The organism is Streptomyces sp. NPDC054932 (genome assembly GCF_053610205.1).
In genome coordinates this window covers 1-23,830 of the sequence record NZ_JBSGXU010000026.1, presented here as the reverse complement: position 1 = coordinate 23,830, position 23,830 = coordinate 1, and the positions used below count along the sequence as shown (strand labels likewise).

The window sequence follows — 23,830 nt, the reverse complement described above, 5'->3', positions numbered from 1 at the left end:
GAGGTCAGGCTCGGATGTCGGCCGGCTCGGCCACGGGCGCGAAGGCCCCGACCGCGGTGGACAGGAGGGGGAGTCGCAGGGGAGCGACGGGGGTGGCCGCGAAGGCACCGGCCGGAAGGGTCAGATCGGCCCCGGCGCGCTCGGCGCGGGCCGCGAGGTCGACGAGCAGCGGAGCGGCGCACGCGGTCAGCGTCCGGACGGCGAGGACCAGGTCACCGAGGTCGGTGGGGACGTCCACCGACACGCGGTCCGCCTGCCCCAGCAGCCGGTCGAGGTGCACGACGATCAGGTCCGCCGCCCGGTGGAGGCTGAAGCTGTCCAGCTCGTAGTGGGAACGGAACCGCTCGACGACGATCCCCGCCTGCCGGGCACCGGTCTCGGAGACCGGCAGCAGCGCGTCCGGCGCGACCCCGGCGAGCAGCTCGCCCAGCCGGCCCGCGAGCCGGTTCCACGGCTCGACCAGCCGGGTGCGCGACAGTACGTCCAGCGCCTCGTGGCTGAAGTTCGTACGGGAGTGCTCCGGCGCCGTCAGCGCCAGGTAGAAGCGGACCAGGTCGCGCGGTACCTCGGCCACCAGATCGGCGGCCCACACCACGTGGCCTTTACTTGTGGAGAACTTCTGGTTCTCCAGTTCGTAGAACTCGTTCGACACGATGGCGTGCGGCTCGACGTACCGGTCGCCGTGCGCCATCAGCAGGGCCAGGTGCGTCATTCCCCAGAAGTAGACGTTGTCGAATCCGAGGAAGTACACGAGGTCGATGCCGTGCTCGGACAGCCAGTGCTCGTCGAACCGGTCGGTGTGCTCACCGATCTGCTCGGCGGCGTACCAGGTGCAGTACATCGAGGCGGCCATGCCCTCGGCCCAGGCGTTGAGGACCTGGCCCGGCGTCTCGGTGAACGGGGCCGGGATGCCCCACGCGGTGGGATAGGTGATGGGGAAGTCCGGCAGCGGCCGCTCCAGCGCCTCCCGGACGAGCTGCGCGGTGTGCGGGCGCAGCACGTCCCGGTGCCGGGCGTAGTAGTCGGCGAGCCGGTCCCGGTACTCCTCCATCGGCAGCACGAGGATCTGCGCCTCGCGGTGCGTGACCACGGCGTCCGGGTCGACGGTGGAGCGCGGACGCAGCAGTTCGTCGAAGTTGTTGGGGTGTCCGCAGGACTCGCAGAGTCCGCCGCGGCTCTCCACGAGGCAGACCGGGCAGTCGCCGGCGACCAGACCCTCCATCAGGTACTCGCCGGTGGCCTCGACGTACGGCAGCAGCACCGTCTTGAGGCGGAAGGCTCCGTCGCTGTGGAGGTCGGTGACGAAGTCGATGACGGTCTGCCGGTAGCCCTTGTCGAAGGGGGCGAAGCCGTCGACGGATATGCCGGCCGCCTCCAGGGTGGCGCGGATCTGCGTCGCGGAGCGCTGGGCGAGTTCCTCCGGGGTCAGACCGGCGCGGGCGGCGCTGGCCACCACGTAGGTCTGGCTGTCGTCGGTACCGCTGGTGAAGATCACCGGCCGGTCCGACGCCCGCAGGTAGCGTGCGTACACGTCGCCCGCCAGGTAGGGGCCCGCCAGGTGACCGGTGTGCAGGTCCCCGTTCGGGGTCGGCGGCGGCGCGATGATGACCGTACGGCGTGTCATGCCTGGACTCCTTCGTGGCGAGCTGCGAACCGCTGTGTCATGTCGAGGTCCCACCAGACGCTGTACATCTCGAAGTCCGCGTCGGACTCGTTGATCACCCGGTGGTCGGAGCCCGGGGTGAAGTGGACGATGTCCCCGGTCACGAAGGGCTTGCGGACACCGCCCGATTCCAGGACGGCGGACCCGGAGACGGCGATGAAGATCTCGTACTCGTGGTGGGCGTGGGCCGTCGATGCGGTGCCGGGGCGGATCACGCACCAGGAGCCCTCGAACGGGGCGTTGAGCTCGGGCCAGGGCAGCAGCCGCTGCGCGTCCAGGCCGTTCTCGTGCGTGAGTCCTTCGCGGTCGAGTTGCTTGCTGAGCATGGGGGTCGGTCTCTCCTCGTCGGACGGGTACGGCTCGTGAGGGGTGCGCGGTGCTCAGACGGCGCCGGCGAGCGCCAGCTCTCGCACGGCGGGGACTTCCACGGATCGGGTCCTGCGGTGCGCGAGGATGTCCTCGGTGATCTCCGCGGAGCGGCCCGCGAGCACGCTGAGCAGCGAGTCGGCGATGCCGTGGGTGGCCTCGTTGACGCCCTGCAGGTAGCAGGCGGCGGTCGCCGGGCGGCCCAGGTCGAGCCGGTAGTGACGGCTCACGTTGATCTCGTCGAGACCGATCGACTGCGCGAGGGCCTTGACCGCCCACGGCATCTCGCGGACGAAGCCCGTGCCCAGGAGCACCAGGTCCGTGCGCATCTCCCGCTCGGCTCCCGACTTGCGGTCCACCAGGGTGAGGACGACCTCGTCGCCGTCCATGCGCGCGCCGGTCACGTCCGTCATGGGGTGCAGGGCCAGGCGCTCCTGGCCGGAGCGGCGGTCCTGGTAGAACTGCCGGTACAGGCCGTCCAGGGTGGCGGGGGAGAGGCCGCCGTAGTTGGAGCGGTACATCTCGCCGAGCAGCTGCTGGCGGGCCTCCGGCGACGAGCCGTAGAACTCGTCGATGAAGGACGTGTAGTAGAGCTCGTTGGTGAACTTGCTGCTCTCGTAGCCGTTCAGACCGATGGACCGCATGATCATCGTCGGCTTGCACTCGGGCAGGTCCCGCAGCGCGGCGCCGAACAGCTCGGCCGCGCTCTGGGCGCCGCCGATCACCGCGACGCGGTGCGGCAGGTCGGCCTGCACGTCGGCGATGCGCTGCGTGTACTGCGTGCTGTGGATGACGCGCTCGGCCGGCAGGCCGTCGAACACGGCGGGGACGTGGGCGTCGCGGCCCGCGCCGATCACGAGGTAGCGGCAGCCGATGGTGTCGCCGTCGGCAAGGGTGACCAGCCAGCCGGAGAGCTCCCCGTCGTCGCCCGTCACCGCCTCGACGCCGGCGCATTCGCGGCCGTATTCGACCTGCACCGTCTCGAGCTCATTGGCGACCCACTGCAGGTACTCGGATATCTCACTGCGGTAAGGGACGAAACTCGCCAGGTTGACGAACGCGTCGAGGCGCGACTGCGAGTGAAGGAAATTGACGAAGGAGAATCTGCTGCACGGATTCCGCATGGTGACCAGGTCCTTGAGGAAGGAGACCTGGCTGAGCGCGTCGGGCAGCAGCATGCCCCGCTGCCACACGATGTCCTGCTCGCGCTCGATCAGCAGCGTGTCACCGGCAAGCTCGGGTGCGAGCTCCTCGACGGCGACCGCCAGCGCCAGGTTCGCCGGGCCTGCACCGACTGCGAGCAGTTCGACATTGCGATGCGCCATGGAAGTACCTCCAGATGGAACAGGTGGACAGGTTCGTACGGTCAGGCAGGACGGTTCGCGTCCTTTCGTTGCCTCCCGGGTGATGACCACATTCCACGGCAGCGCCCGATTGCCCGGAAGCTGCGCCGGACACGGACAATCAACTCGGCCGGGGCCCGGGTCAGCGGGTTGATTGGCCGGTGTCCGCCATTACTTCCGGTCAATCCGGAGCGCCATTTCCATTGGCCCACGTGATCAGTTGCGTCACACGCATCCGGCCGGCCGACACATCCCTCGGCCGGTCGGGCTTCCATCGACACCCCATGAGAAGGAGCCCTCGTGCCGCTCACCGAGCCCATCACCCCTGCCGGCGCCCTCTACCGTTCCGAGAGCCCCACGCGGGTCGCCACGCGCCGCCGTCTGCTGATGTGCCGGCCCCGGCACTACGACGTCACGTACTCGATCAACCCGTGGATGAACCCGCAGCACGCCACGGACAACGCGCTCGCCGTCAGCCAGTGGGAGGGCCTGCGCGACCTGTACCTCGAACTCGGCCACGTGGTCGAGGAGATAGATCCGATCGAGGGCCTGCCCGACATGGTGTTCGCGGCCAACGGCGCCACCGTCGTCGACGGCAAGGTCTTCGGGGCCCGGTTCCGGCACGCGGAGCGCACCGCGGAGGGGCCCGCGTACCTGCGGTGGCTGGAGGGCCGCGGCTACACGGACACGCTGTGGCCCGAGTTCGTCAACGAGGGCGAGGGTGACATCCTCACCGTCGGCCGCCGTCTGCTGGCCGGTACGGGCTTCCGCACGGACCCGCGCTCCCACGCGGAGGCCCAGGAGTTCTTCGGCCTCCCGGTGACCTCGCTGACGCTGGTGAACCCGGAGTACTACCACCTGGACACCGCGCTCTCCGTACTGTCGGAGGACGAGGTCATGTACTACCCGGCCGCCTTCTCCCAGGGCAGCCAGGCCGTACTGCGCGCCATGTTCCCGACGGCGATCCTGGCCACCGCCGAGGACGCGGCGGTCTTCGGCCTCAACGCCTTCTCCGACGGCCGCCACGTGCTCCTGCCCGCCGCGGCCACCGGTCTCCACGCCAAGCTGCGGGCGCGCGGCTTCGAGCCGATCGGGGTCGAGCTCTCCGAGCTGCTCAAGGCCGGCGGCAGCGTCAAGTGCTGCACGCTGGAGCTGCGCGACCGCTGACCCCGGCGGAGAGGGGCGGGGGCGCACGCCCCGCCCCTGCGGTGCGGGCCGCGCGCGGGGGCGCGCAACCCCTTCGGCGGCGACGGTGTTTCCACCGTCGCCGTACGGCCTCCTGGCGGGGGCCGCGGTCGTGACGAACCAGGATCATGACGAACGAAGGAGTCCCGCCATGACGACCCTCGGCCCTGCCGCCGGTGCAGCCGCCACCCTGACGGTCCACGCCACGCCCCTGGGGCCGCTGGTGCTGGCGGCGACGGACGACGCGCTCGTGCTGTGCTGCTACGGCACGCCGCAGGACGCCGAAGAGCGCCTGGCCCGGGCCGGGCTGCACGCGGTGGGACCGCAGGACGCGGGTACGGCCGAACACAAGGTGCTGGACGAGGCCCGCGAGCAGATCGACGCCTATCTGGACGGCACGCGCCGGAACTTCACCGTTGCGACGGACCTGCGGCTCGCCACCCCGTTCAGCCGCCGCACCAACCTGATGCTGGCCGAGTTCGTCCCGTACGGGCGGACCGCGAGCTACGCCCAGCTCGCCCGGGCACTCGACCGGCCCGGCGCCGCCCGCGCCGTCGGCACGGCGCTGGGAGCCAATCCGCTGTGCGTGGTGCTGCCCTGCCACCGGATCATCGGTTCCACGGGCAGCCTCAGCGGCTACGCGGGAGGACTCGAGGCCAAACGCCATCTGCTCGCCCTGGAAGCGGCGACTGTGCCCATCTTCCACGACGCACGCTGAGCAACGTCCCGCCGGCCGTCCCCCGGCGGGGCGGCCCCCCGCCGGGTGCAACGGCCCGGTCCGCGCCGGTGTTCCACAGGTGGCGGGACGCACCGGCCGAAGGCACGACGGCGAACGAGGAGCGTGGACATGGCGTGGGACGGCGAGAAGCCGCTTCTGCTGTTGATCGGGAGCAGCGGTCGGCTCAGCAGGGAGTTCATACTGCGGACGGTGAGCACGCGCTACGCGTTATGGCTGCTCCAGCCCGCACCGGTGAGCTGGGAGGAGCCGTACGTCGTGGGCGGCACGGTCGTCGACAACACCGACCCCGACGCCCTGACGGAGGCCGCCCGGCAGGTGGCCGCCGCGCACGAGGTGGCCGGCGTGTTCTGTTACGACGAGGGGCTCGTCACCCCCGCGGCCCATGCGGCCCGGGCGCTCGGGCTGCCGGGCAACTCCCCCGGGACCGTCATCGCCTGCCGGGACAAGGCCGCCACGCGGGCCGCGCTGGAAGCGGCCCGGGTGCCGCAGCCGGCCTCGATCGGCGTGCGTTCCCCGGCCGAGGTCCGGGCGGCGGCGGAGAAGATCGGTTTCCCCGTCGTCGTGAAGCCGCGCGGGCTGGCCGGCGGGATGGGCGTGCGCAGGGCCGACGGCCCGGGCGACCTGGAGAGCGCCTACCGGGCGGCGTCCGGCGCCTCCTACCCCGGTGTGCCCGTCTTCGACGTACCGGTGCTCGTCGAGGAGTTCGCCGACGGGCCCGAGATCAGCGTCGACGCGGTCTTCTTCGAGGGGGAGTGCGTTCCGCTCGTCGTCGCCCGCAAGCAGGTCGGCCTGGAACCCTTCTTCGAGGAGACGGGGCACGAGGTCGACGGGGCCGACCCGCTGCTGACCGACCCCGGGCTGCTGGAGGCGCTGCGGTCCGCGCACTCCGCGCTGGACTTCCACACCGGTGTCAGCCACACCGAATTCCGCATCACCCCCGGCGGGCTGCGCCTGATGGAGGTCAACGCCCGGCTCGGCGGCGACATGATCCCGTACCTCGGGCAGCTGGCCACCGGCGTCGACGTCGCGATGGCGGCGGCGGACACCGCAGCGGGCCGCCGGCCGGACACCGGGGTCCGCCACCGCAAGGCCGCGGCCATAGCCTTCCTGTATCCGGACGCGGACATCGAGATCGACGCGGTGACCGTCCACGAGGACCGCTTCCCGGCCGGTGTCCACAGCGCCGCCGCGATGGCGGGCCCCGGCGCGGTGCTGCGCCTGCCGCCGCGCGGCTACATCTCCCGCTACGCCCGCGTGATCGCCCTCGCCGACTCGGTCGAGCAGGCCCGCACCGCCCTGCTGAGCGCACCCGAGTTCGTCGAACTCGCCTCGCGTCCGGCGGGGGTACCCGCTCCGTGACGAACACCGGACAGGACGCCCCCCAGGGCCCCAGGGCCGCCCGGCCGTCCGTCGTACAGACCCTCCGCGGGATCCCGGGCCCGATCCGGCTGGTCCTGGTCGGCATGCTGATCAACCGGCTGGGCAACTTCCTCCAGATCTACCTGGTGCTCTACCTCACCGACAAGGGCTTCAGCACGTCCGCGGCCGCCTTCGCGCTCGGTGCGTACGGGGTGGGCTCGGTCGTCGGCGTCCTGGCGGGCGGTTCGGTCTCGGACCGGGTCGGCCACGCGTGGACCATCGTCGGCTCCATGGCGCTCGCCGGCCTGCTCACCCTCGGCCTGGTGTTCCTCCACAGCCTGCCCGTGGTGATCACGGTGGCCGCGGTGATCGGCGTGGCGGCACAGGCATACCGGCCCGCCTCCTCGGCGCTGCTGGTGGAGGCCACGCCCGAGGAGCACCACGTGATGGTGTTCGCCGTCCACCGCATGGCGTTCAACCTCGGCACCACCGCCGGCCCGCTGCTCGGCGCCCTGCTCATCGGCTACTCGTACGACCTGATGTTCTACATCGACGCGGTGACGTCGATCGGCTTCGCCCTCTTCGCCCTGGTCCTGGTCCGGGCCGGCGCGACCGCCGGTCCCGGCGGCCGGAAGCCCGGGTCCGGGACCGGGTCCGACGGCCGGTCGTACGTGGCCGTGCTCCGCGACCGGCGCTACCTGCTGTTCCTCCTGGCCCTCTTCCTCAACGCCGTCGTCTACATCCAGCACACCTCCGCGCTGCCGCTCCAGCTCAGGGCCGACGGCCACGGACCGGCGTTCTACTCCGCCCTGCTGTCGCTGAACGCGGCCGTGGTCATCTGCCTGGAGCTGCTGTTCACGAAGTACGTCCAGCACCTACCGGGCCGGTTCGCCGTCGCGCTGGGCGTCGGCCTGGTGGGCGTCGGCATGAACCTGTACGTGGCCGGTCCCGGCATGGCGATGTTCGTGATCGCGACGGTGGTGTGGACGGTCGGCGAGATGATCGGCACCCCGACCGCCTCCGCCTGGCCCGGCAAGGTCGCCCCCGCGCACCTGCGGGGCCGCTACATCGCCGCCTCCGCCTTCCCGATGCAGATCGGCTACGCCGTCGGCCCGGTGATCGGCATCGCCGCCTGGCAGGCGTCGGCGGCCTCCGTGTGGTGGCTGTGCGGAGCACTGACCGCCGTGGCCGTCGCCGTCACCCCGATCGGCATGGCCGAGCCCCCCGCCGACGCGAAGCGGCGGACGGCGGACCCCGAACCGGCGACCGCGCCGACGCCCGCCGAAACCTCCTGAGCCCCGTCCCCGTCCCCCGTCCCCGTCCCCCGTGCCGCGGTTCTCCGGCACGCCGTGATCCGGAAGTGAGCGAAGCTGCCCATGGCCCACGCAGACGGCATCGAGAATTTCGTGAAGACGGTCGACGGCGCCCTGCCGCAGGGCCCCTGCGTGATCGTCGACCCGTACTCCTCGGGGGCCCTGTTCGCGCAGACCCTCGCCGAGCACGGCGTCCCGGTGGTGGCGGTGGTCACCGGCCCCCGGCCGCCGGAGGCCTACGCCTCCTCCTACCGGCCCCGGGACTTCCCCGAGATCATCGTGTACGAGGGGGACCTGGAGGCCGTCGTGGATCGGCTGCGGGCACTGGACCCGCGCTGCGTCGTGGCGGGCTGCGAGTCCGGGGTGGAACTGGCCGAGCGGCTCGCCCCGCGCGTGACGCCCGAGCGGGCCAACGTGCCCGGGCTCGCCGCGGCGCGACGGGACAAGGGCAGCATGGCGGCCGCCGTCGCGGCGGCGGGCCTGCCGGTCATCCCGCAGATCTGCACCGCCGATGCCGACGAGGTGGCGGCCTGGCTCGAGAGCGAGGACCTGGCCGGGGCGGACCTGGTCGTCAAACCGCCCAAGAGCGCCAGCACCGACGGTGTGATCAAGCTGCCCGGCGGCCGGGACTGGCGGGCGGTGTTCACGCGCCGGCTCGGCCGGGTCAACCAGTTCGGCGAGGTCGACGACCGGCTCCTCGTCCAGAAGTTCGTCACGGGCACCGAATACGTGATCGACACCTTCAGCCACGACGGGAAGCACGCCGTGGTCGACGTGTGCGCCTACCGAAAGATCGACAACGGTCCGCACATGGCCGTCTACGACACCATGCGGTGGCTCCCCCCGGACGATCCGGCCCTTCCCGGCCTGACGGAGTACGTCTTCGGCGTCCTGGACGCGGTGGGGCTGCGCTTCGGCTCGGCACACGTCGAGGTGATGGGCACGGCCGGGGGGCCGCTGCTGATCGAGCTCGGTGCCCGGCCGCACGGCGGCGGCCAGCCGCGCTTCAACCGCCACGCCACCGGCGACAGCCAGATCGACCGGACCGTGCGCTGGCTGACCGGAGGCGAACTCCCGCAGGGCTACGAACTGCTGGTCCACCAGATGTGCGTCTTCCACATCGCGCCCCGCTCCGGAACCGTCCGCGGCACGGCCGTCCTGGAGGAGATCCGGAACCTGCCCAGTCACCACTTCTCGGTCCAGAACCTGGCCGACGGGGACCGGGTCCCCGCCACCCGGGACCTGGTCGACAGCCTCAACTTCGGATTCGTGATCCTCGCCCACCCCGACGAGAAGCAGATCCGGCGGGACTACGAGGCCGTCCGGGCCGCCGAGCGCCGGCTCTCCATCGAGGAGCAGCGATCGACGCCGCCGCGCTCGGGATGATCACCGCGGGAGCCGTCCAGGCATGTTCACGTCGCCGGGCCGGACGGAGCGTGGGAAGGTGCGGTGCAACGTCCTGACCCGGCTCGGTGTTCACAAGGACGATGGACGAGACGACTCCCCCGCTGACGGAACTGCTCGCGACCGACCTGGACGACGGGTTCACCGAACTCGTCCGCACCCAGGCCGGCACCGTGCGCTCCGTCCTGCTGCGTCTCTCCGGCTCCGCACGGGACGCCGACGACCTGGGTCAGGAAACGTTCCTGCGCGCCTACTCCGCCCTGCGGGAGTACCCGCCGGAGCGCCGCGGACAGCTCCAGCCGCGCGCCTGGCTGCTGACCATCGCCGCGAACGTGTGGCGCAACCACGTCCGTACCCTGAGCCGTCGGCCCGGCGTCGCCGACGGCGTCGAAGTGGCGGAGATCGAGATCCCGGACGGCCGCCCGGGGCCGGAGCAGCGCGCGCTCGACGGGGTGCGCCGGGCCCGGCTGGTGGCCGCACTGTCCCGGCTCCCGGACCATCACCGACTGCCCGTGGTGCTGCGGCACATCGGCGAGCTGAGCTATCAGGAGGTGGCCGGGGTCCTGGACCGTCCGGTCGGCACGGTGAAGGCCCAGGTGTCGCGGGGGCTCGCCGCCCTGCGCGCGGAGTCCGGCCTGGACGCCGACCGGACGGCGGCCGGCGCGGCGGGGTCACCGGCCGGGGAAACGGCCGGGGCGGCACACGAACCGGCCCGGAGGAAGAGGAAGGAGGCGACGGGATGAGACTGCCGGACGAGTGGAACGCGTTGCGCGAGGCGGCACCCGCGGGGTTCGCGGCACGGGTGCTGGACCGCGCCGGCGTTCCGGCACATCGCTACGACTGCTACGTACGGATCGACTCCCCGGTCGGCTCCCTCTACGTCGTCCACGGGCGGGGCGCGGTGACCGGCTCCGCCGCCACGGCCTGGTACGCCGACGACCGCGCGTTCGAGGACGCCTACCGGAACCGGACCCGGCGGTCGGCCGTCTCCGGGGTCAAGCCGCCGCCGGGTCTGGTGCGGGCCCTGCGCGGCCGGGACCGGACCCTGCGCTACGACTTCGGCCCGCTCGACGACGAACAGCGCGCCGTCCTGCGGGCGACCCGGGCCATCCCGTTCGGGCAGTTGCGTCCGGCGGCCTGGCTGGCGCGCGAGGCCGGGATCCCGGACCTCGCCCCCGAGCGGGTCGCGGCGGCGGTCCGGGCCAATCCCGTCCCCGTGCTGGTGCCGGCGCACCGGCTGTGCACGGACGACGGGGTGCCCGCGGACTGCGGGCTGCCGGCCGGGTTCGAACGGAGCCTGCGGGACTGGGAGGGCGTGGACGCCGAGCGGGTGGACCGGTTCGTCCGGGCGGGCGCCCGGTTCCTGGGCAGCGGGACCACGCGGATCTTCTGCTACCCGACGTGCGCGCACGCGCGCCGCATCACCGCCCGCCACGAGGTGCCCTTCGCCTCGGCCGGCGAGGCCTCCGCCGCCGGGTTCCGGGGCTGCCTCAGCTGCCGGCCGGCCGTCGTCTGACCGACGGCCCGGTCCGGGCCGACGCGTGGCGGCCCGGCCAGGAGCGCCGCCTGACGGGACATCGGACGAACGTCGGACGGAAAGCCGGAGCTCCGACCCCCGGTCCTCCCCGGACTTCCCGGGGCCGGCAGGGCCTTCGGCTCGTACGTTGCCCGATGCACGCAGATGTCCGTCACCGACCATTTTCGGCCGTTCTCCGCCCGTACGAACGGACAGAACCGCGCAACAGGGCGGCCGTTCCCGCTCGCCGGACCGACGCGGACGGGCCGCCGGCGGGCCCGCCACCAGGCCCGCCGGGGCCGGCGGCAGACCCGTCGCCGGGCATGAAAAAATGCCCTCCGAGACTGCGTTTCCGCAGGTCAGAGGGCATTTCTAAAGTGGAGCCTAGGAGATTCGAACTCCTGACATCTGCCTTGCAAAGGCAGCGCTCTACCAACTGAGCTAAGGCCCCATGGAAGTGGACGCACCTCTCCCGCGCGGGAGGTGTGGTCGTTCCGCAGAACAGAGTACCGGGTGTACCCCCTCATCTCGCAAAATGATAGGGACTCCCGCCGTGCGACCACTCTCCGTAAGATGCTCGCGAGGTTCGCACCAGCGAAGGGGAGTAGTAAGAGTGGACGCAGTACAGCAAGAGGCCACGGCCAGAGCCAGAGAGCTTCAGCGCAGCTGGTACGGGGAGCCCCTGGGAGCGCTCTTCCGCCGGCTCATAGATGACCTCGGCTTGAACCAGGCCCGCCTCGCTGCCGTCCTCGGACTGTCGGCGCCCATGCTGTCCCAGCTGATGAGCGGCCAGCGTGCCAAGATCGGGAACCCGGCCGTGGTCCAGCGCGTCCAGGCCCTCCAGGATCTCGCCGGCCAGGTGGCCGACGGAAGCGTCAGCGCGGGAGAGGCCACCGACCGGATGGACGAGATCAAGAAGACCCAGGGAGGCTCCGTCCTCAGCAACAGCGGCCAGACCACCACCAGCTCCGGCGCACCCACGGTCAAGCGGGTCGTCCGCGAGATCCAGTCGCTGCTGCGCTCGGTCTCCGCGGCCGGCGACATCATCGACGCGGCGAACACCCTCGCCCCCAGCCATCCGGAACTGGCAGAGTTCCTCCGGGTGTACGGCGCGGGCCGCACCGCCGACGCGGTCGCCCACTACGAGGCCCACCAGAACTGACACGCACGACGACGGAAAACGGGCAACGGGGGACGGGGGACGGGCGCAGCGATGGGTGAGGTCTTCGCCGGTCGGTACGAGCTGATCGATCCGATCGGGCGCGGTGGCGCGGGCGCCGTATGGCGGGCCTGGGACCACCGGCGCCGCCGCTACGTGGCCGCGAAGGTCCTCCTGCAGAGCGACGCCCACACGCTGCTGCGCTTCGTACGGGAGCAGGCACTGCGGATCGACCATCCGCACGTACTGGCTCCCGCCAGCTGGGCGGCCGACGACGACAAGGTCCTGTTCACGATGGACCTGGTCGGCGGCGGCTCGCTCGGCCATGTGATCGGGGACTACGGGCCCCTGCCGCCCCGTTTCGTGTGCACGCTGCTCGACCAGCTCCTGTCGGGGCTCGCGGCGGTGCATGCGGAGGGCGTGGTGCACCGCGACATCAAACCGGCCAACATCCTGATGGAGGCCACCGGAACCGGGCGGCCGCACCTGCGGCTGTCCGACTTCGGCATCTCCATGCGCAAGGGCGAGCCCCGGCTGACGGAGACCAACTACGTCGTCGGCACACCGGGATATTTCGCGCCCGAGCAACTGCTGGGCGCCGAGCCCGACTTCCCCGCCGACCTCTTCGCCGTCGGCCTGGTCGCCCTGTACCTCCTCCAGGGCCGCAAGCCCGATTCCCAGGCCCTGGTGGAACACTTCCTCGCCCATGGCACCCCGGACGCCCCCGAGGGCGTCCCCGCGCCGCTCTGGGACGTCATCGCCGGTCTCCTGCAGCCGGACCCCCAGAGCCGCTTCCGGACGGCCACAGGGGCGCGCAAGGCCCTTGCCGAGGCGGTGGAGCTGCTGCCGCCGTCCGCCCCGGACGAGGATCCGGTGGAGGTGTTCGACCAACTGGGCCCGCTGCCAGCAGGATTCGGCCCCCAGGGCCCGCCGGGGCCGGACACTGCCCCGACGACCGCGCAGGCACCCGCCCCTGCCCCGGGGGCCGCCGCGGCGGCCGCGCCGGGGGCTTCCGCCTCCGTGACCGTGGCCGCGCAGCCCACCCGCACCGACCCGCGCGGTACGGCGCGGACCGCGCCGACCGGCCCGCCCGCGCAGACGGCCCCGACGGCCCCCTACTCCCCGGGCCCCGCCGCACCTGCCGGCCCGGACCGGGTGGCCGGCTACGGGCCCTCGGAGACGGGCAGCTTCCACCTGCCGCCGCCCACGGCGCCGGCCGTCCCGGACCCGGCCGGGCCGCCGGTCCGGGCGGGCGGCAGGATCGCCCCGCCCCCGGCGAAGGCCGTGGCCTCGCTCCTCGCCGCGGCGCTGCTCTGCTTCGCCGTCGGCGTCTGGGCCCTCACGCGGATGTAGTGCCGCGCCCGCGCCGCCCGAGGAGCATCCAGCCGCCCAGGACGAGCAGCAGGGCCGTCCCGGTGCCGAAGCCGGCGCCCGCCACGACCCGCATCGCCGAGTGCCGCTCGGCGGCCTCGGCGGCCTCCGGGGCGGTGAGCCCCTCCTTGGCTGCGGCCCGGTCCTCGTCGCCCACCCCGAAGCCCCCGGCGGCCGGACTGCCCTTGTACCCGGGCGCCTTGGCCGGCGTACCGGTGACGTCCAGGCGCAGGGTCAGCGGCACGGGCATCGCGTCCTCGGTGAAGTCGGCGACCTTCGAGCCCATGGTCACCACAACGTAGTACCAGCCCGCGAGGGACACCGGCTGCACGGACCGGTCACCGGCGAACCGGTTCTCGTAGGCGACGGGAGGGGTCTTCCCCAGGGTGATCCCGGCCTGCTTGCCGTCGTACGAGACGTCCTTGTCGGAGATCAGGCCCCGGTAGGGGCTGTAGAGGGAGACGGTGAGCCCGCCCGAGGCCGAGCCGTAGGTCTTCGTCATCCTCGCGCCGGCCAGTTCGGCGCCGAGGCCCAGCTGCTGCCCCCAGTCGAGCGGAACCCGGTAGAAGCGGGTCTGGCCCGGCCGCATCTCGTCGCGCCACACACCGGCGCCCAGGGCGCGGGCGTCGTTGAAGCCGGTGCCTCCGGCGCGGGTCACCGCCCCGCTGCCGGGCAGCGCCGGGGCCCCCGAGGGCCAGGTGCTGGGCGCGGTGGTGGGGGCGCCCGCCCCGCGGCCCGGTTCCCGCTGGACCTTGATCTCCAGCGGCCACGGGCTCTGGTCGTAGCCCTTGGCGGACGTACGCGTGACCTTGGCGTAGTACACGCCCGCGGGCGCGCAGTCCTGGTCCTCGGCGCCCCACCGGACGCCGGCCGCGGCGATCGGGTAGGCGTCGTAGCCGAAGTTCGCCCGGCCGGTGCTTTCCGGGCAGGAGCGCCCGGCGGTGGTCATGATCTCCACCTCGATGCCGTCGCCGCCGGACACCTTCGCACCCGCCGGGGGCCGGACCACGGCGGACACGTAGACGTTGGACTCGTCCCTGTCGAGGACGAGCCGGTACGTGCGCTCCCCCGGCCCGATGGTGTCCGCGTAGACGTTCCCGGCCTCGATCAGCGGGGCGTCCGCCGTGGAGGGCTTGCCCTCGATCGCCCTGGCGCCGTCCGCAGCCCGGTACGTCGGGAGGGGGGCGGGCGCCGCCCCGTCCGCGTACGTGGTCCCCGACGCCGCCACCACCAGGCCCAGGGCCGCCGCCCCCACCGTCGTCCGAACCCGAACCATCACGCCCACCCCGACTTTGCTAGCGCAAGCCAAATCTTTGCATAACGGAATTTTTCGTCACAGAACAGCACAAAGCCCCGGCCGCAGCGGCAGCCGGGGCTTCATGGGATCAGCCTTGGGTCTCACACACCGGAACCAGAGGGCACGGAGTCAGTTGCCTCCGTCCACAGGTCCTGCTCGGCGCGGTCCGCCTGGATCTGGCGGTACACGAGGAGCCCGCCGATGGCGGCCAGTGCGACCAGGAGCAGCTTCTTCACCGCGCGACCTCGTCTTTCGTTGACGTAGGGGACTTCTGTCGCCCAACAATACACACCGACCGATACCGATCGGTGACCTGGCGGCCGACCAACTGGCCCAACGACAAAGACCCCCAGGCCTTGGCCTGGGGGTCTTCGACACTGTGGGGCTAACAGGATTTGAACCTGTGGCCTCATCCTTATCAGGGATGCGCTCTAACCAACTGAGCTATAGCCCCATCCGCGCTGCGCGCTGACTCCTGAAGATTAGCGCACAGACCCGGTCAGGCCAAAATCCGTTGCCCAGAGGCGTCTGCGCAGGTCATCCGACCCGTCGCGGGCGCCCCGCCGGAGGACCTACTCGTCCTCGGCGAGCGTCAGCTCCACACCGCCGACGAAGCCCGCCGACAGGTTGTAGATGAACGCGCCCAGCGTCGCCAGTGCCGTCGCCAGCACCACGTCGATCACCGCGATGACCGAGGTGAAGATCAGAACGCGCGGCAGCGACAGGAACGACTGGAGGTCGAAGCCGTTGCCCTCGTTCGAACCGGTCGCCTCGCTGATCGTGCCGCCGACGGTCGAGAAGACGCCCATCGCGTCCATGACCATCCACAGCACCGCCGCCGCCACGATCGTGCAGATGCCGAGCGCGATCGACAGCAGGAAGCTGACCTTCATGACCGACCAGGGATCGGCCTTGGCCACCCGCAGCCGCGCCTTGCGCGTGCGGGGGGCCGTACGGACCCCAGGGCGCGGCTTGCGCTGCGCGCCCGCCCCCGTGCCGCTGCGGGGCGTCCCGGCGCCCGAGGGCGCCGTGTAGGCCTGCGGCGGGTGGTACGGCTCTGCGGGCTTGTCCTGGCCGGCGTCGGCGTCGACGGCCGGCTGCGGTCCTCGGGTGTCCGTCACGGTTCCCCCCTGGGAGTCCGCGGCGGGGCCACGGGCACCGTTCGCTCCAGTCTTGGCCGGTCCGGCGCCCGTGGCTCCACTCACGACTTACTCCTCGTGCTCCCCGGCCGAAGGCTGCGTGCCCTCGGCGGCCTCGGCGGCCTGTCCGTCGGCCACCTCGGTCTCGTTCTCGTCGGCCTCGACCTCGTCAGCTTCCTGACCGGCCTCGGCGTTGCGGGCGATGCCGACCACGGCATCGCGCTTCCCCAGGTTGATCAGCTGGACGCCCATGGTGTCACGGCCGGTCTCCCTGACTTCGTTGACGCGCGTACGAATCACACCACCGCCGAGCGTGATGGCGAGAATCTCGTCCGTCTCGTCCACCACGAGCGCCCCGACGAGCGATCCGCGGTCCTCCACGATCTTGGCGGCCTTGATACCCAGACCGCCACGGCCCTGGACGCGGTACTCGTCGACCGGCGTCCGCTTGGCGTAGCCGCCGTCGGTCGCGGTGAAGACGAACGTACCCGGCCTCACAACGCTCATGGACAGCAGTTCGTCACCTTCGCGGAAACTCATGCCCTTCACGCCCGAGGTGGCGCGGCCCATCGGGCGCAGCGCGTCGTCGGTCGCCGTGAAGCGGATCGACTGCGCCTTCTTGCTGATCAGCAGCAGGTCGTCCTCGGCGGACACCAGCTCCGCGCCGATCAGCTCGTCGTCGCTGCCGTCCTCGGTCTCCCGGAGGTTGATCGCGATGACGCCGCCCGAGCGGGGCGAGTCGTAGTCCTTGAGCGCCGTCTTCTTCACCAGGCCGCCCTTGGTGGCCAGGATCAGGTACGGCGCCGCCTCGTAGTCGCGGATCGCGAGGATCTGGGCGATCTTCTCGTCCGGCTGGAAGGCCAGCAGGTTCGCCACGTGCTGCCCGCGGGCGTCGCGGCCGGCGTCCGGCAGCTCGTACGCCTTGGACCGGTAGACGCGGCCCTTGTTCGTGAAGAACAGCAGCCAGTGGTGCGTGGTGGAGACGAAGAAGTGGTCGACCAGGTCGTCCTGCTTCAGCTTGGTGCCGCGCACGCCCTTGCCGCCGCGCTTCTGCGAGCGGTAGTCCTCGGTCTTGGTGCGCTTGACGTAGCCGCCGTGGGTGATCGTGACGACGATGTCCTCTTCGGCGATCAGGTCCTCGATGGACATGTCACCGTCGAAGGGCACCAGCTTGGAACGCCGGTCGTCGCCGAACTTCTCGACGATCGCCGCCAGTTCCTCGCTGACGATGGAGCGCTGGCGCTCCTCCGAGGCCAGGATGGCGTTGTACTCGTTGATCTTGGCCTGGAGCTCGTCGTGCTCGGCGACGATCTTCTGGCGCTCCAGGGCCGCGAGGCGGCGGAGCTGCATCTCCAGGATCGCGTTCGCCTGGATCTCGTCGATCTCCAGGAGGCCCATCAGGCCCTCGCGCGCGATCTCGACCGTGTTGCTGCGCCGGATCAGCGCGATGACCTCGTCGATCGCGTCCAGCGCCTTGAGCAGACCGCGCAGGATGTGGGCGCGCTCCTCCGCCTTGCGCAGGCGGAACTTCGTGCGCCGGACGATGACCTCGATCTGGTGCGTCACCCAGTGCCGGATGAAGGCGTCGATCGACAGCGTGCGCGGCACGCCGTCCACGAGCGCCAGCATGTTCGCACCGAAGTTCGTCTGCAGATCGGTGTGCTTGTAGAGGTTGTTCAGCACGACCTTCGCGACGGCGTCCCGCTTCAGGACGATCACCAGGCGCTGGCCGGTCCGCGACGAGGTCTCGTCACGGACGTCGGCGATGCCGCCGACCTTGCCGTCCTTCACCAGGTCCGCGATCTTCTGCGCGAGGTTGTCGGGGTTGGTCTGGTAGGGGAGCTCGGTGACCACCAGGCACTGGCGGTTCTGGATCTCCTCGACCTCCACCACCGCACGCATCGTGATGGAGCCGCGACCGGTCCGGTACGCCTCCTCGATGCCCTTGCGGCCCACGACCAGGGCGCCCGACGGGAAGTCGGGGCCCTTGATCCGCTCGATGAGCGCGTCCTGGAGCTCCTCGTGCGTGGCCTCCGGGTGCTCCAGCGCCCACTGGGCACCGGCCGCGACCTCACGGAGGTTGTGCGGCGGGATGTTGGTCGCCATGCCGACCGCGATGCCGGCGCTGCCGTTGACCAGCAGGTTCGGGAAGCGCGCCGGGAGGACCGTCGGCTCCTGGTTGCGGCCGTCGTAGTTGTCCTGGAAGTCGACGGTCTCCTCGTCGATGTCCCGGAGCATCTCCATGGCCTGCGGCATGAGCTTGCACTCGGTGTAGCGCATCGCGGCGGCCGGGTCGTTGCCCGGGGAGCCGAAGTTGCCGTTGCTGTCCACCAGCGGCATGCGCATCGACCACGGCTGGGCCAGGCGGACCAGGGCGTCGTAGATCGAGCTGTCACCGTGCGGGTGGTACGTACCCATGACGTCACCGACGACACGGGCGCACTTGTAGAAGCCCTTCTCGGGCCGGTAGCCGCCGTCGTACATCGCGTACAGCACGCGGCGGTGCACCGGCTTGAGGCCGTCCCGCACGTCCGGCAGGGCGCGCGAGACGATGACGGACATCGCGTAGTCGAGGTAGGAGCGCTGCATCTCCGTCTCGAGCCCGACGGGCTCGATGCGCAGCACGGGCTGCTCTTCCTCGGTGTTCTCGGCAGTGGGGGTGGTTTCGTCGGCCATTGCTGGTCAGAAGTCCTTTCAGGCGGCGGTCAGCGGAGCCGACTCAGATGTCGAGGAAGCGGACGTCCTTGGCGTTGCGCTGGATGAAGGAGCGCCGCGCCTCGACGTCCTCACCCATCAGCACCGAGAACAGGTCGTCGGCCTGCGCCGCGTCGTCCAGCGTGACCTGGCCGAGGACACGGTGGTCCACGTCCATGGTGGTGACGCGCAGTTCCTCGGCGTTCATCTCGCCCAGACCCTTGAAGCGCTGGATCGAGTCCTCCTTGATCCGCTTGCCGTTCTGCTTGCCGAGCTCCACCAGCGCGTCGCGCTCGCGGTCCGAGTACGCGTACTCGAAGTCGTCCCGGCCCCACTTGATCTTGTAGAGCGGCGGGCGCGACAGGTACACGTGACCGGCCTCGACCAGCGGCCGCATGAAGCGGAAGAGGAAGGTCAGCAGCAGGGTGTTGATGTGCTGGCCGTCGACGTCGGCGTCCGCCATCAGGATGATCTTGTGATAGCGGAGCTTCTCGATGTCGAAGTCCTCGTGCACACCGGTGCCGAAGGCACTGATCAGCGCCTGGACCTCGGTGTTCTGCAGGATCTTGTCGATCCGGGCCTTCTCGACGTTCAGGATCTTGCCGCGGATCGGCAGGATGGCCTGGTACATCGGGTTGCGGCCGGACTTCGCGGAGCCACCGGCCGAGTCACCCTCGACGATGAAGATCTCGCACTTGGTCGGGTCGTTCGACTGGCAGTCGGACAGCTTGCCCGGCAGCGAGGCGCTCTCCAGCAGACCCTTGCGACGGGTGAGGTCACGGGCCTTGCGGGCCGCGACGCGCGCCGTGGCCGCCTGGATCGACTTGCGGATGATGTCCGCGGCCTCGACCGGGTTGCGGTCGAACCAGTCGTTGAGGTGCTCGTGGACGACCTTCTGCACGAAGGTCTTGGCCTCCGTGTTGCCCAGCTTGGTCTTCGTCTGGCCCTCGAACTGGGGCTCGCCCAGCTTGACCGAGATGATCGCCGTCAGACCCTCGCGGATGTCCTCGCCGGCGAGGTTGTCGTCCTTCTCGCGCAGCAGCTTCTTGTCGCGCGCGTAACGGTTCACCAGACCCGTCAGGGCCGCACGGAAGCCCTCCTCGTGCGTACCGCCCTCGTGCGTGTGGATCGTGTTCGCGAAGGAGTAGACGCCCTCCGTGTACTGCGAGTTCCACTGCATCGCGATCTCGACCGAGAGCATGCGCTCCTTGTCCTCGGCCTCGACGTCGATGACGGTCGGGTGGATGAGCTCACCCTTGCGCGAGTTGAGGTACTTCACGAAGTCGACGATGCCGCCCTCGTAGTAGTACTTCACCGTGCGCGCCTGGGGCTCGGCCATGTCCGCGTCCGGGTCGTCGGCGCCCGCCGTCGCCTTCGCCGACTCGCGCTCGTCGGTCAGCGACAGGGTGAGGCCCTTGTTGAGGAAGGCCATCTCCTGGAAGCGCCGCGACAGCGTCTCGAACGAGTACTCGGTCGTCTCGAAGATGTCGCCGTCGGCCCAGAAGGTGACCGTGGTGCCGGTCTCGGCGGTCTCCTCGTTCTTGGCCAGCGGGGCCGTCGGCACGCCCAGCTTGTAGTCCTGCGTCCAGCGGTGGCCGTCCGTCTTGACCTCGACCGCGACCTTGGTCGACAGGGCGTTCACGACGGACACACCGACACCGTGCAGACCGCCGGAGACGGCGTAGCCGCCACCACCGAACTTGCCACCCGCGTGCAGGACCGTCAGGACGACCTCAACAGCCGGCTTGCCCTCGGACGGGACGATGCCGACCGGGATACCGCGACCGTTGTCGACCACGCGCACCCCACCGTCGGCGAGGATCGTCACGTCGATGGTGTCCGCGTGCCCGGCCAGCGCCTCGTCGACCGAGTTGTCGACGACCTCGTAGACGAGGTGGTGCAGACCGCGCTCACCCGTCGAGCCGATGTACATACCCGGCCGCTTGCGGACCGCGTCCAGGCCCTCGAGGACCTGGATCGCACTGGCGTCGTAATTCTTCTCGTTGGAGTCGCCGGAATCGGCCACGAAGCGCCCTCTCTGGCACAGCGCAGCCCGTACCCCGGACCAGCGAGTGCACCGGCGGGAGCGGCCGCGTCGATCTGCGTTGTCTGCGTGATCCCGCGAACGAGCGGGATTCTCTTTCAGTCTACCGGTACCACTGACATGAATGGGGGTTTGCCGGTACCTGAGTCCGCATGTGCCGCCCTGAACCTCCTCTCTCCGACTCCCCACATTCAGGATGGGGCTCAAAGAGGCTCACACGGGCATCCAGCCCTTCGGGCTGTCAACCTCCGACTACCGTGAGGGACGCCACCACGAACACCCCCGCCGACCCCTCCGGCCCGGCCGCTCTTCCAGCCCCGCCGGCGTTGGGGCGCGGGGTCCGGGGCGGCGCCCCGGGGTCCCGCGGAGCGGGCTGTTCGTACCCGCAGGAGCGGCCCGCAGGGGACCCGTCAGCCGTAGGTGTCCCCGGGACCCTTGCTGCCCGGCGCGCGCCACGGCCCGTACCCCTTCGGCCGCCCGCCCGGCCCCTGCACCTTGATCATCCGCACCGTCCCCTGGCCCAGGTCCGCGTTCAGCCGCGCGACCAGCTGCGGGGCCAGCAGCTTCAGCTGCGCCGCCCACGCCGAGGAATCGCACCGCACGACCAGCTCACGGTCCTCGTACCGTTCCGGTTCACAGTGGGCCGCGATCTCCGGGCCGACGATCTCCGGCCAGCGCTCCATGACGCCCGCCACCGCCATCGGCATCTCCCAGCCGCGTTCGGTGCGCAGCCGGTCCAGCGCCGCCATCAGGGGCATCGGGTCCCGGCCGTCCGCGCGGGCACCCGAGCGCAGGCCCGGCTGCTGGCGCCTCTTGCCGCCGGCCGCGTTGCCCCGGGCCCGGGCCTGCTCCCGCGCCGCCGCCAGGGCCTGGCGCGCGAGGTCCACCCCGGAAGCCTCCGGGGGCCTGCGGCCCTCCTGCGGGTCCTTCCCCTGCTCGTTCACAGCCGGGTCACCTCGCCGCCGGACACCGCGAACCGCGTCCCCACCAGCACCCCCGGGACGTCGTCGTCCACCGCCGCCGTCACCAGTACCTGCTCGCCCGGAGCCACCAGCTCCGCCAGCCGCTCCCGGCGCCGGGTGTCCAGCTCCGCGAACACGTCGTCCAGGATCAGGACCGGCTCGCTGCCCTCCGAGCGCAGCAGCTCGTACGAGGCCAGCCGCAGTGCCAGCGCGTACGACCACGACTCCCCGTGGCTCGCGTACCCCTTCGCGGGCAGCTCCCCCAGCCGCAGCAGCAGGTCGTCGCGGTGCGGGCCCACCAGGGTCACGCCGCGCTCGATCTCCTGCTTGCGCACCTCGGCCAGCGCGGCCAGCAGCACCTCGTAGAGGGCCTCGCGGGTACGCGCCGCGCCGCTGTCCACCGGTTCGCCCGCCGACGACTTGTAGGCCAGCCCGAGCGGGCCGCCGCCGGGCGCGAGCTGCTCGTAGGCCTTGTCCGCCAGCGGCAGCAGGGTCGCGATCAGATCCAGCCGCTGGGCCAGCAGCTCCGCGCCCGCGCGCGCGAGGTGCTGGTCCCACACGTCGAGGGTGGACAGGTCCAGGGAGCGGCCGCCGTGCCGGCGGGCCATCGCCGCCGACTTCAGCAGGGTGTTGCGCTGCTTGAGCACCCGCTCGTAGTCGGAGCGGACCGCGGCCATCCGCGGCGAGCGGGCCGTGACCAGCTCGTCCAGGAACCGGCGCCGCTCGCCCGGGTCGCCCTTGACCAGGGCCAGGTCCTCCGGCGCGAACAGCACCGTCCGTATGATCCCCAGCACGTCCCGCGGCCTGACCTGCGAGGAGCGGTTGATCCGGGCCCGGTTCGCCCGCCCGGGATTGAGCTCCAGCTCGACCAGCTGCTGGCGCTCGCCCTGGGTGACGGCCGCCCGGATGACGGCCCGGTCCGCGCCCATCCGTACCAGCGGGGCGTCCGAGGAGACCCGGTGGCTGCCGAGTGTCGCGAGGTAGCCGATCGCCTCGACGAGGTTGGTCTTGCCCTGGCCGTTGGGGCCCACGAACGCGGTGACGCCCGGGTCGAGGGGAACCTCGGCCCGGGCGTACGAGCGGAAGTCGGCCAATGAGAGATGCGAAACGTGCATACGGCGCCGACCTCCCCCGGCTTTCCCACTGCTCGCTGTGATGCTGTGCTGCTGCCCGCTGTGGGCCGCCGGCTAGGCCTTCTCGACCGCGTGGCCGCCGAACTGGTTGCGCAGGGCGGCGATCATCTTCATCTGCGGGGAGTCGTCCTGCCGCGAGGCGAAGCGCGCGAACAGCGACGCGGTGATCGCGGGCAGCGGTACGGCGTTGTCGATCGCCGCCTCCACCGTCCAGCGTCCCTCGCCGGAGTCCTGCGCGAAGCCCTTCAGGCGCTCCAGGTGCTCGTCCTCGTCGAGGGCGTTCACGGCCAGGTCCAGCAGCCAGGAGCGGATGACCGTGCCCTCCTGCCAGGAGCGGAAGACCTCGCGGACATCGGTGACCGAGTCCACCTTCTCCAGGAGCTCCCAGCCCTCGGCGTAGGCCTGCATCATGGCGTACTCGATGCCGTTGTGGACCATCTTCGCGAAGTGGCCCGCGCCGACCTTGCCGGCGTGCACGGCGCCGAAGTCGCCCTCGGGCTTGAGAGCGTCGAAGATCGGCTGGACCCGTGCGACGTGGTCCTTGGCACCGCCGTACATGAGCGCGTAGCCGTTCTCCAGGCCCCACACGCCGCCGGAGACACCGCAGTCGACGAAGCCGATGCCCTTGGCCGCCAGCTCCTCGGCGTGCTTCTCGTCGTCGGTCCAGCGGGAGTTGCCGCCGTCGACGACGATGTCGCCGATCGAGAGCAGCTCGGCGAGCTCGTCGACGGTGGACTGGGTCGCCGCGCCGGCGGGGACCATCACCCACACGACGCGGGGGGCCTGCAGGCTGTCCACAAGCTCCCGCAGGCTGTGGACATCCGCGAGGTCCGGGTTGCGGTCGTATCCGATGACGGTGTGGCCTGCGCGGCGGATGCGCTCGCGCATGTTGCCGCCCATCTTGCCGAGACCGACGAGACCAAGCTCCATCAGGTGGTTCCTTAAGCGTTGTGGCCGTCTTTGCCGGGGCTTCCCCGGGCCGTGTCCTCGCAGGACGCGCGGGGGGTCGCCCGCCGGATCCGAGCCTACGCCGGGCCGTGGCGGCGGGCCCGCGGGCGCTCCACGGCGGCCCGCCCGCATTGCGGTTTCCGGCGCTCTCCCCAGCCTGTGGACGACGCCGGGCCCGGTCCCGCAGCGTGCGGG

General features: G+C 71.3%; 20 protein-coding genes and 2 tRNA genes. 9 read left to right on the top strand and 13 right to left on the bottom strand.

The window, feature by feature from the left end; genetic code table 11:
• Nucleotides 1-4 precede the first annotated feature (4 nt).
• Genes ACWGE1_RS10345 through ACWGE1_RS10335 form a run of 3 tightly spaced genes read right to left on the bottom strand, consistent with a single transcriptional unit; the run spans nt 5 to nt 3,354 of the window.
• On the bottom strand, nt 5-1,624 hold the full coding sequence (locus ACWGE1_RS10345) for a class I tRNA ligase family protein (protein WP_453420097.1): 1,620 nt from the start codon (nt 1,622-1,624) through the stop codon (nt 5-7).
• Nucleotides 1,621-1,989: a cupin domain-containing protein gene (locus ACWGE1_RS10340; RefSeq protein WP_453420096.1), complete on the bottom strand. Its 369-nt coding sequence runs from the start codon at nt 1,987-1,989 to the stop codon at nt 1,621-1,623. Before ACWGE1_RS10340 ends, ACWGE1_RS10345 begins: the two co-directional genes overlap by 4 nt.
• Before the next feature lie 54 nt (nt 1,990-2,043).
• Nucleotides 2,044-3,354: a lysine N(6)-hydroxylase/L-ornithine N(5)-oxygenase family protein gene (locus ACWGE1_RS10335; protein ID WP_453420095.1), complete on the bottom strand. Its 1,311-nt coding sequence runs from the start codon at nt 3,352-3,354 to the stop codon at nt 2,044-2,046.
• 318 nt (nt 3,355-3,672) lie between these two features.
• Between ACWGE1_RS10335 and ddaH the strand changes: the two genes are divergently transcribed.
• From ddaH to ACWGE1_RS10300, 7 genes are all read left to right on the top strand, one after another.
• The gene (ddaH, locus tag ACWGE1_RS10330) at nt 3,673-4,539 is read left to right on the top strand and encodes a dimethylargininase (RefSeq protein WP_453420094.1); all 867 of its coding nucleotides are present in this window, start codon (nt 3,673-3,675) and stop codon (nt 4,537-4,539) included.
• Between the two features lie 169 nt (nt 4,540-4,708).
• Nucleotides 4,709-5,275, top strand: coding sequence for a methylated-DNA--[protein]-cysteine S-methyltransferase (locus tag ACWGE1_RS10325; protein ID WP_453420093.1), 567 nt, complete (start codon nt 4,709-4,711; stop codon nt 5,273-5,275).
• A gap of 129 nt (nt 5,276-5,404) precedes the next feature.
• Nucleotides 5,405-6,655: an ATP-grasp domain-containing protein gene (locus ACWGE1_RS10320; RefSeq protein WP_453420092.1), complete on the top strand. Its 1,251-nt coding sequence runs from the start codon at nt 5,405-5,407 to the stop codon at nt 6,653-6,655.
• Nucleotides 6,652-7,950, top strand: a complete 1,299-nt coding sequence (locus tag ACWGE1_RS10315; protein ID WP_453420091.1) for an MFS transporter — start codon at nt 6,652-6,654, stop codon at nt 7,948-7,950. The genes ACWGE1_RS10320 and ACWGE1_RS10315 overlap by 4 nt, the downstream gene beginning before the upstream one ends.
• A gap of 81 nt (nt 7,951-8,031) precedes the next feature.
• Complete coding sequence (locus ACWGE1_RS10310; protein ID WP_453420090.1) at nt 8,032-9,354, top strand: ATP-grasp domain-containing protein; 1,323 nt, start codon at nt 8,032-8,034, stop codon at nt 9,352-9,354.
• A 101-nt stretch (nt 9,355-9,455) separates the two neighbouring features.
• Nucleotides 9,456-10,115: an RNA polymerase sigma factor gene (locus ACWGE1_RS10305; protein ID WP_453420089.1), complete on the top strand. Its 660-nt coding sequence runs from the start codon at nt 9,456-9,458 to the stop codon at nt 10,113-10,115.
• Nucleotides 10,112-10,888 carry a methylated-DNA--[protein]-cysteine S-methyltransferase gene (locus ACWGE1_RS10300; protein WP_453420088.1) on the top strand — a complete coding sequence of 259 codons (777 nt, stop codon included), beginning with the start codon at nt 10,112-10,114 and terminating at the stop codon, nt 10,886-10,888. The genes ACWGE1_RS10305 and ACWGE1_RS10300 overlap by 4 nt, the downstream gene beginning before the upstream one ends.
• A gap of 378 nt (nt 10,889-11,266) precedes the next feature.
• Here the strand turns inward: ACWGE1_RS10300 and ACWGE1_RS10295 are convergent.
• Nucleotides 11,267-11,339: transfer RNA gene (locus ACWGE1_RS10295), tRNA-Ala, on the bottom strand.
• A gap of 162 nt (nt 11,340-11,501) precedes the next feature.
• On the opposite strand from ACWGE1_RS10295, the gene ACWGE1_RS10290 reads away from it, so the two are divergent.
• A complete protein-coding gene (locus ACWGE1_RS10290) occupies nt 11,502-12,050 on the top strand; it encodes a helix-turn-helix domain-containing protein (protein ID WP_030012999.1) in 549 nt (182 codons plus the stop codon).
• Between the two features lie 51 nt (nt 12,051-12,101).
• Complete coding sequence (locus ACWGE1_RS10285) at nt 12,102-13,400, top strand: protein kinase domain-containing protein (protein WP_453420087.1); 1,299 nt, start codon at nt 12,102-12,104, stop codon at nt 13,398-13,400.
• Here the strand turns inward: ACWGE1_RS10285 and ACWGE1_RS10280 are convergent.
• The 9 genes from ACWGE1_RS10280 to gnd all read right to left on the bottom strand — a co-directional run bounded on the left by ACWGE1_RS10280 (nt 13,387) and on the right by gnd (nt 23,617).
• Nucleotides 13,387-14,694, bottom strand: a complete 1,308-nt coding sequence (locus ACWGE1_RS10280; RefSeq protein WP_453420132.1) for a hypothetical protein — start codon at nt 14,692-14,694, stop codon at nt 13,387-13,389. The two genes, ACWGE1_RS10285 and ACWGE1_RS10280, sit on opposite strands and share 14 nt — an antisense overlap.
• Nucleotides 14,695-14,816: 122 nt before the next feature.
• The gene (locus tag ACWGE1_RS10275; RefSeq protein WP_208809277.1) at nt 14,817-14,951 is read right to left on the bottom strand and encodes a DLW-39 family protein; all 135 of its coding nucleotides are present in this window, start codon (nt 14,949-14,951) and stop codon (nt 14,817-14,819) included.
• A gap of 144 nt (nt 14,952-15,095) precedes the next feature.
• Nucleotides 15,096-15,169 (bottom strand) — tRNA-Ile (locus ACWGE1_RS10270).
• A 118-nt stretch (nt 15,170-15,287) separates the two neighbouring features.
• Nucleotides 15,288-15,836: a DUF3566 domain-containing protein gene (locus tag ACWGE1_RS10265; protein WP_453420086.1), complete on the bottom strand. Its 549-nt coding sequence runs from the start codon at nt 15,834-15,836 to the stop codon at nt 15,288-15,290.
• Between the two features lie 87 nt (nt 15,837-15,923).
• Nucleotides 15,924-18,530: a DNA gyrase subunit A gene (gyrA, locus tag ACWGE1_RS10260; protein WP_453420085.1), complete on the bottom strand. Its 2,607-nt coding sequence runs from the start codon at nt 18,528-18,530 to the stop codon at nt 15,924-15,926.
• 43 nt (nt 18,531-18,573) lie between these two features.
• Complete coding sequence (gene gyrB / locus ACWGE1_RS10255) at nt 18,574-20,595, bottom strand: DNA topoisomerase (ATP-hydrolyzing) subunit B (RefSeq protein WP_453420131.1); 2,022 nt, start codon at nt 20,593-20,595, stop codon at nt 18,574-18,576.
• Nucleotides 20,596-21,002: 407 nt separating this feature from the next.
• Nucleotides 21,003-21,536 (bottom strand): DUF721 domain-containing protein, encoded by a 534-nt coding sequence (locus ACWGE1_RS10250; RefSeq protein ID WP_453420084.1) that lies wholly within the window; start codon nt 21,534-21,536, stop codon nt 21,003-21,005.
• Nucleotides 21,533-22,669 (bottom strand): DNA replication/repair protein RecF, encoded by a 1,137-nt coding sequence (gene recF, locus ACWGE1_RS10245; protein WP_453420083.1) that lies wholly within the window; start codon nt 22,667-22,669, stop codon nt 21,533-21,535. Before recF ends, ACWGE1_RS10250 begins: the two co-directional genes overlap by 4 nt.
• 72 nt (nt 22,670-22,741) lie before the next feature.
• On the bottom strand, nt 22,742-23,617 hold the full coding sequence (gnd, locus tag ACWGE1_RS10240) for a phosphogluconate dehydrogenase (NAD(+)-dependent, decarboxylating) (RefSeq protein ID WP_453420082.1): 876 nt from the start codon (nt 23,615-23,617) through the stop codon (nt 22,742-22,744).
• Between the last annotated feature and the right edge of the window lie 213 nt (nt 23,618-23,830).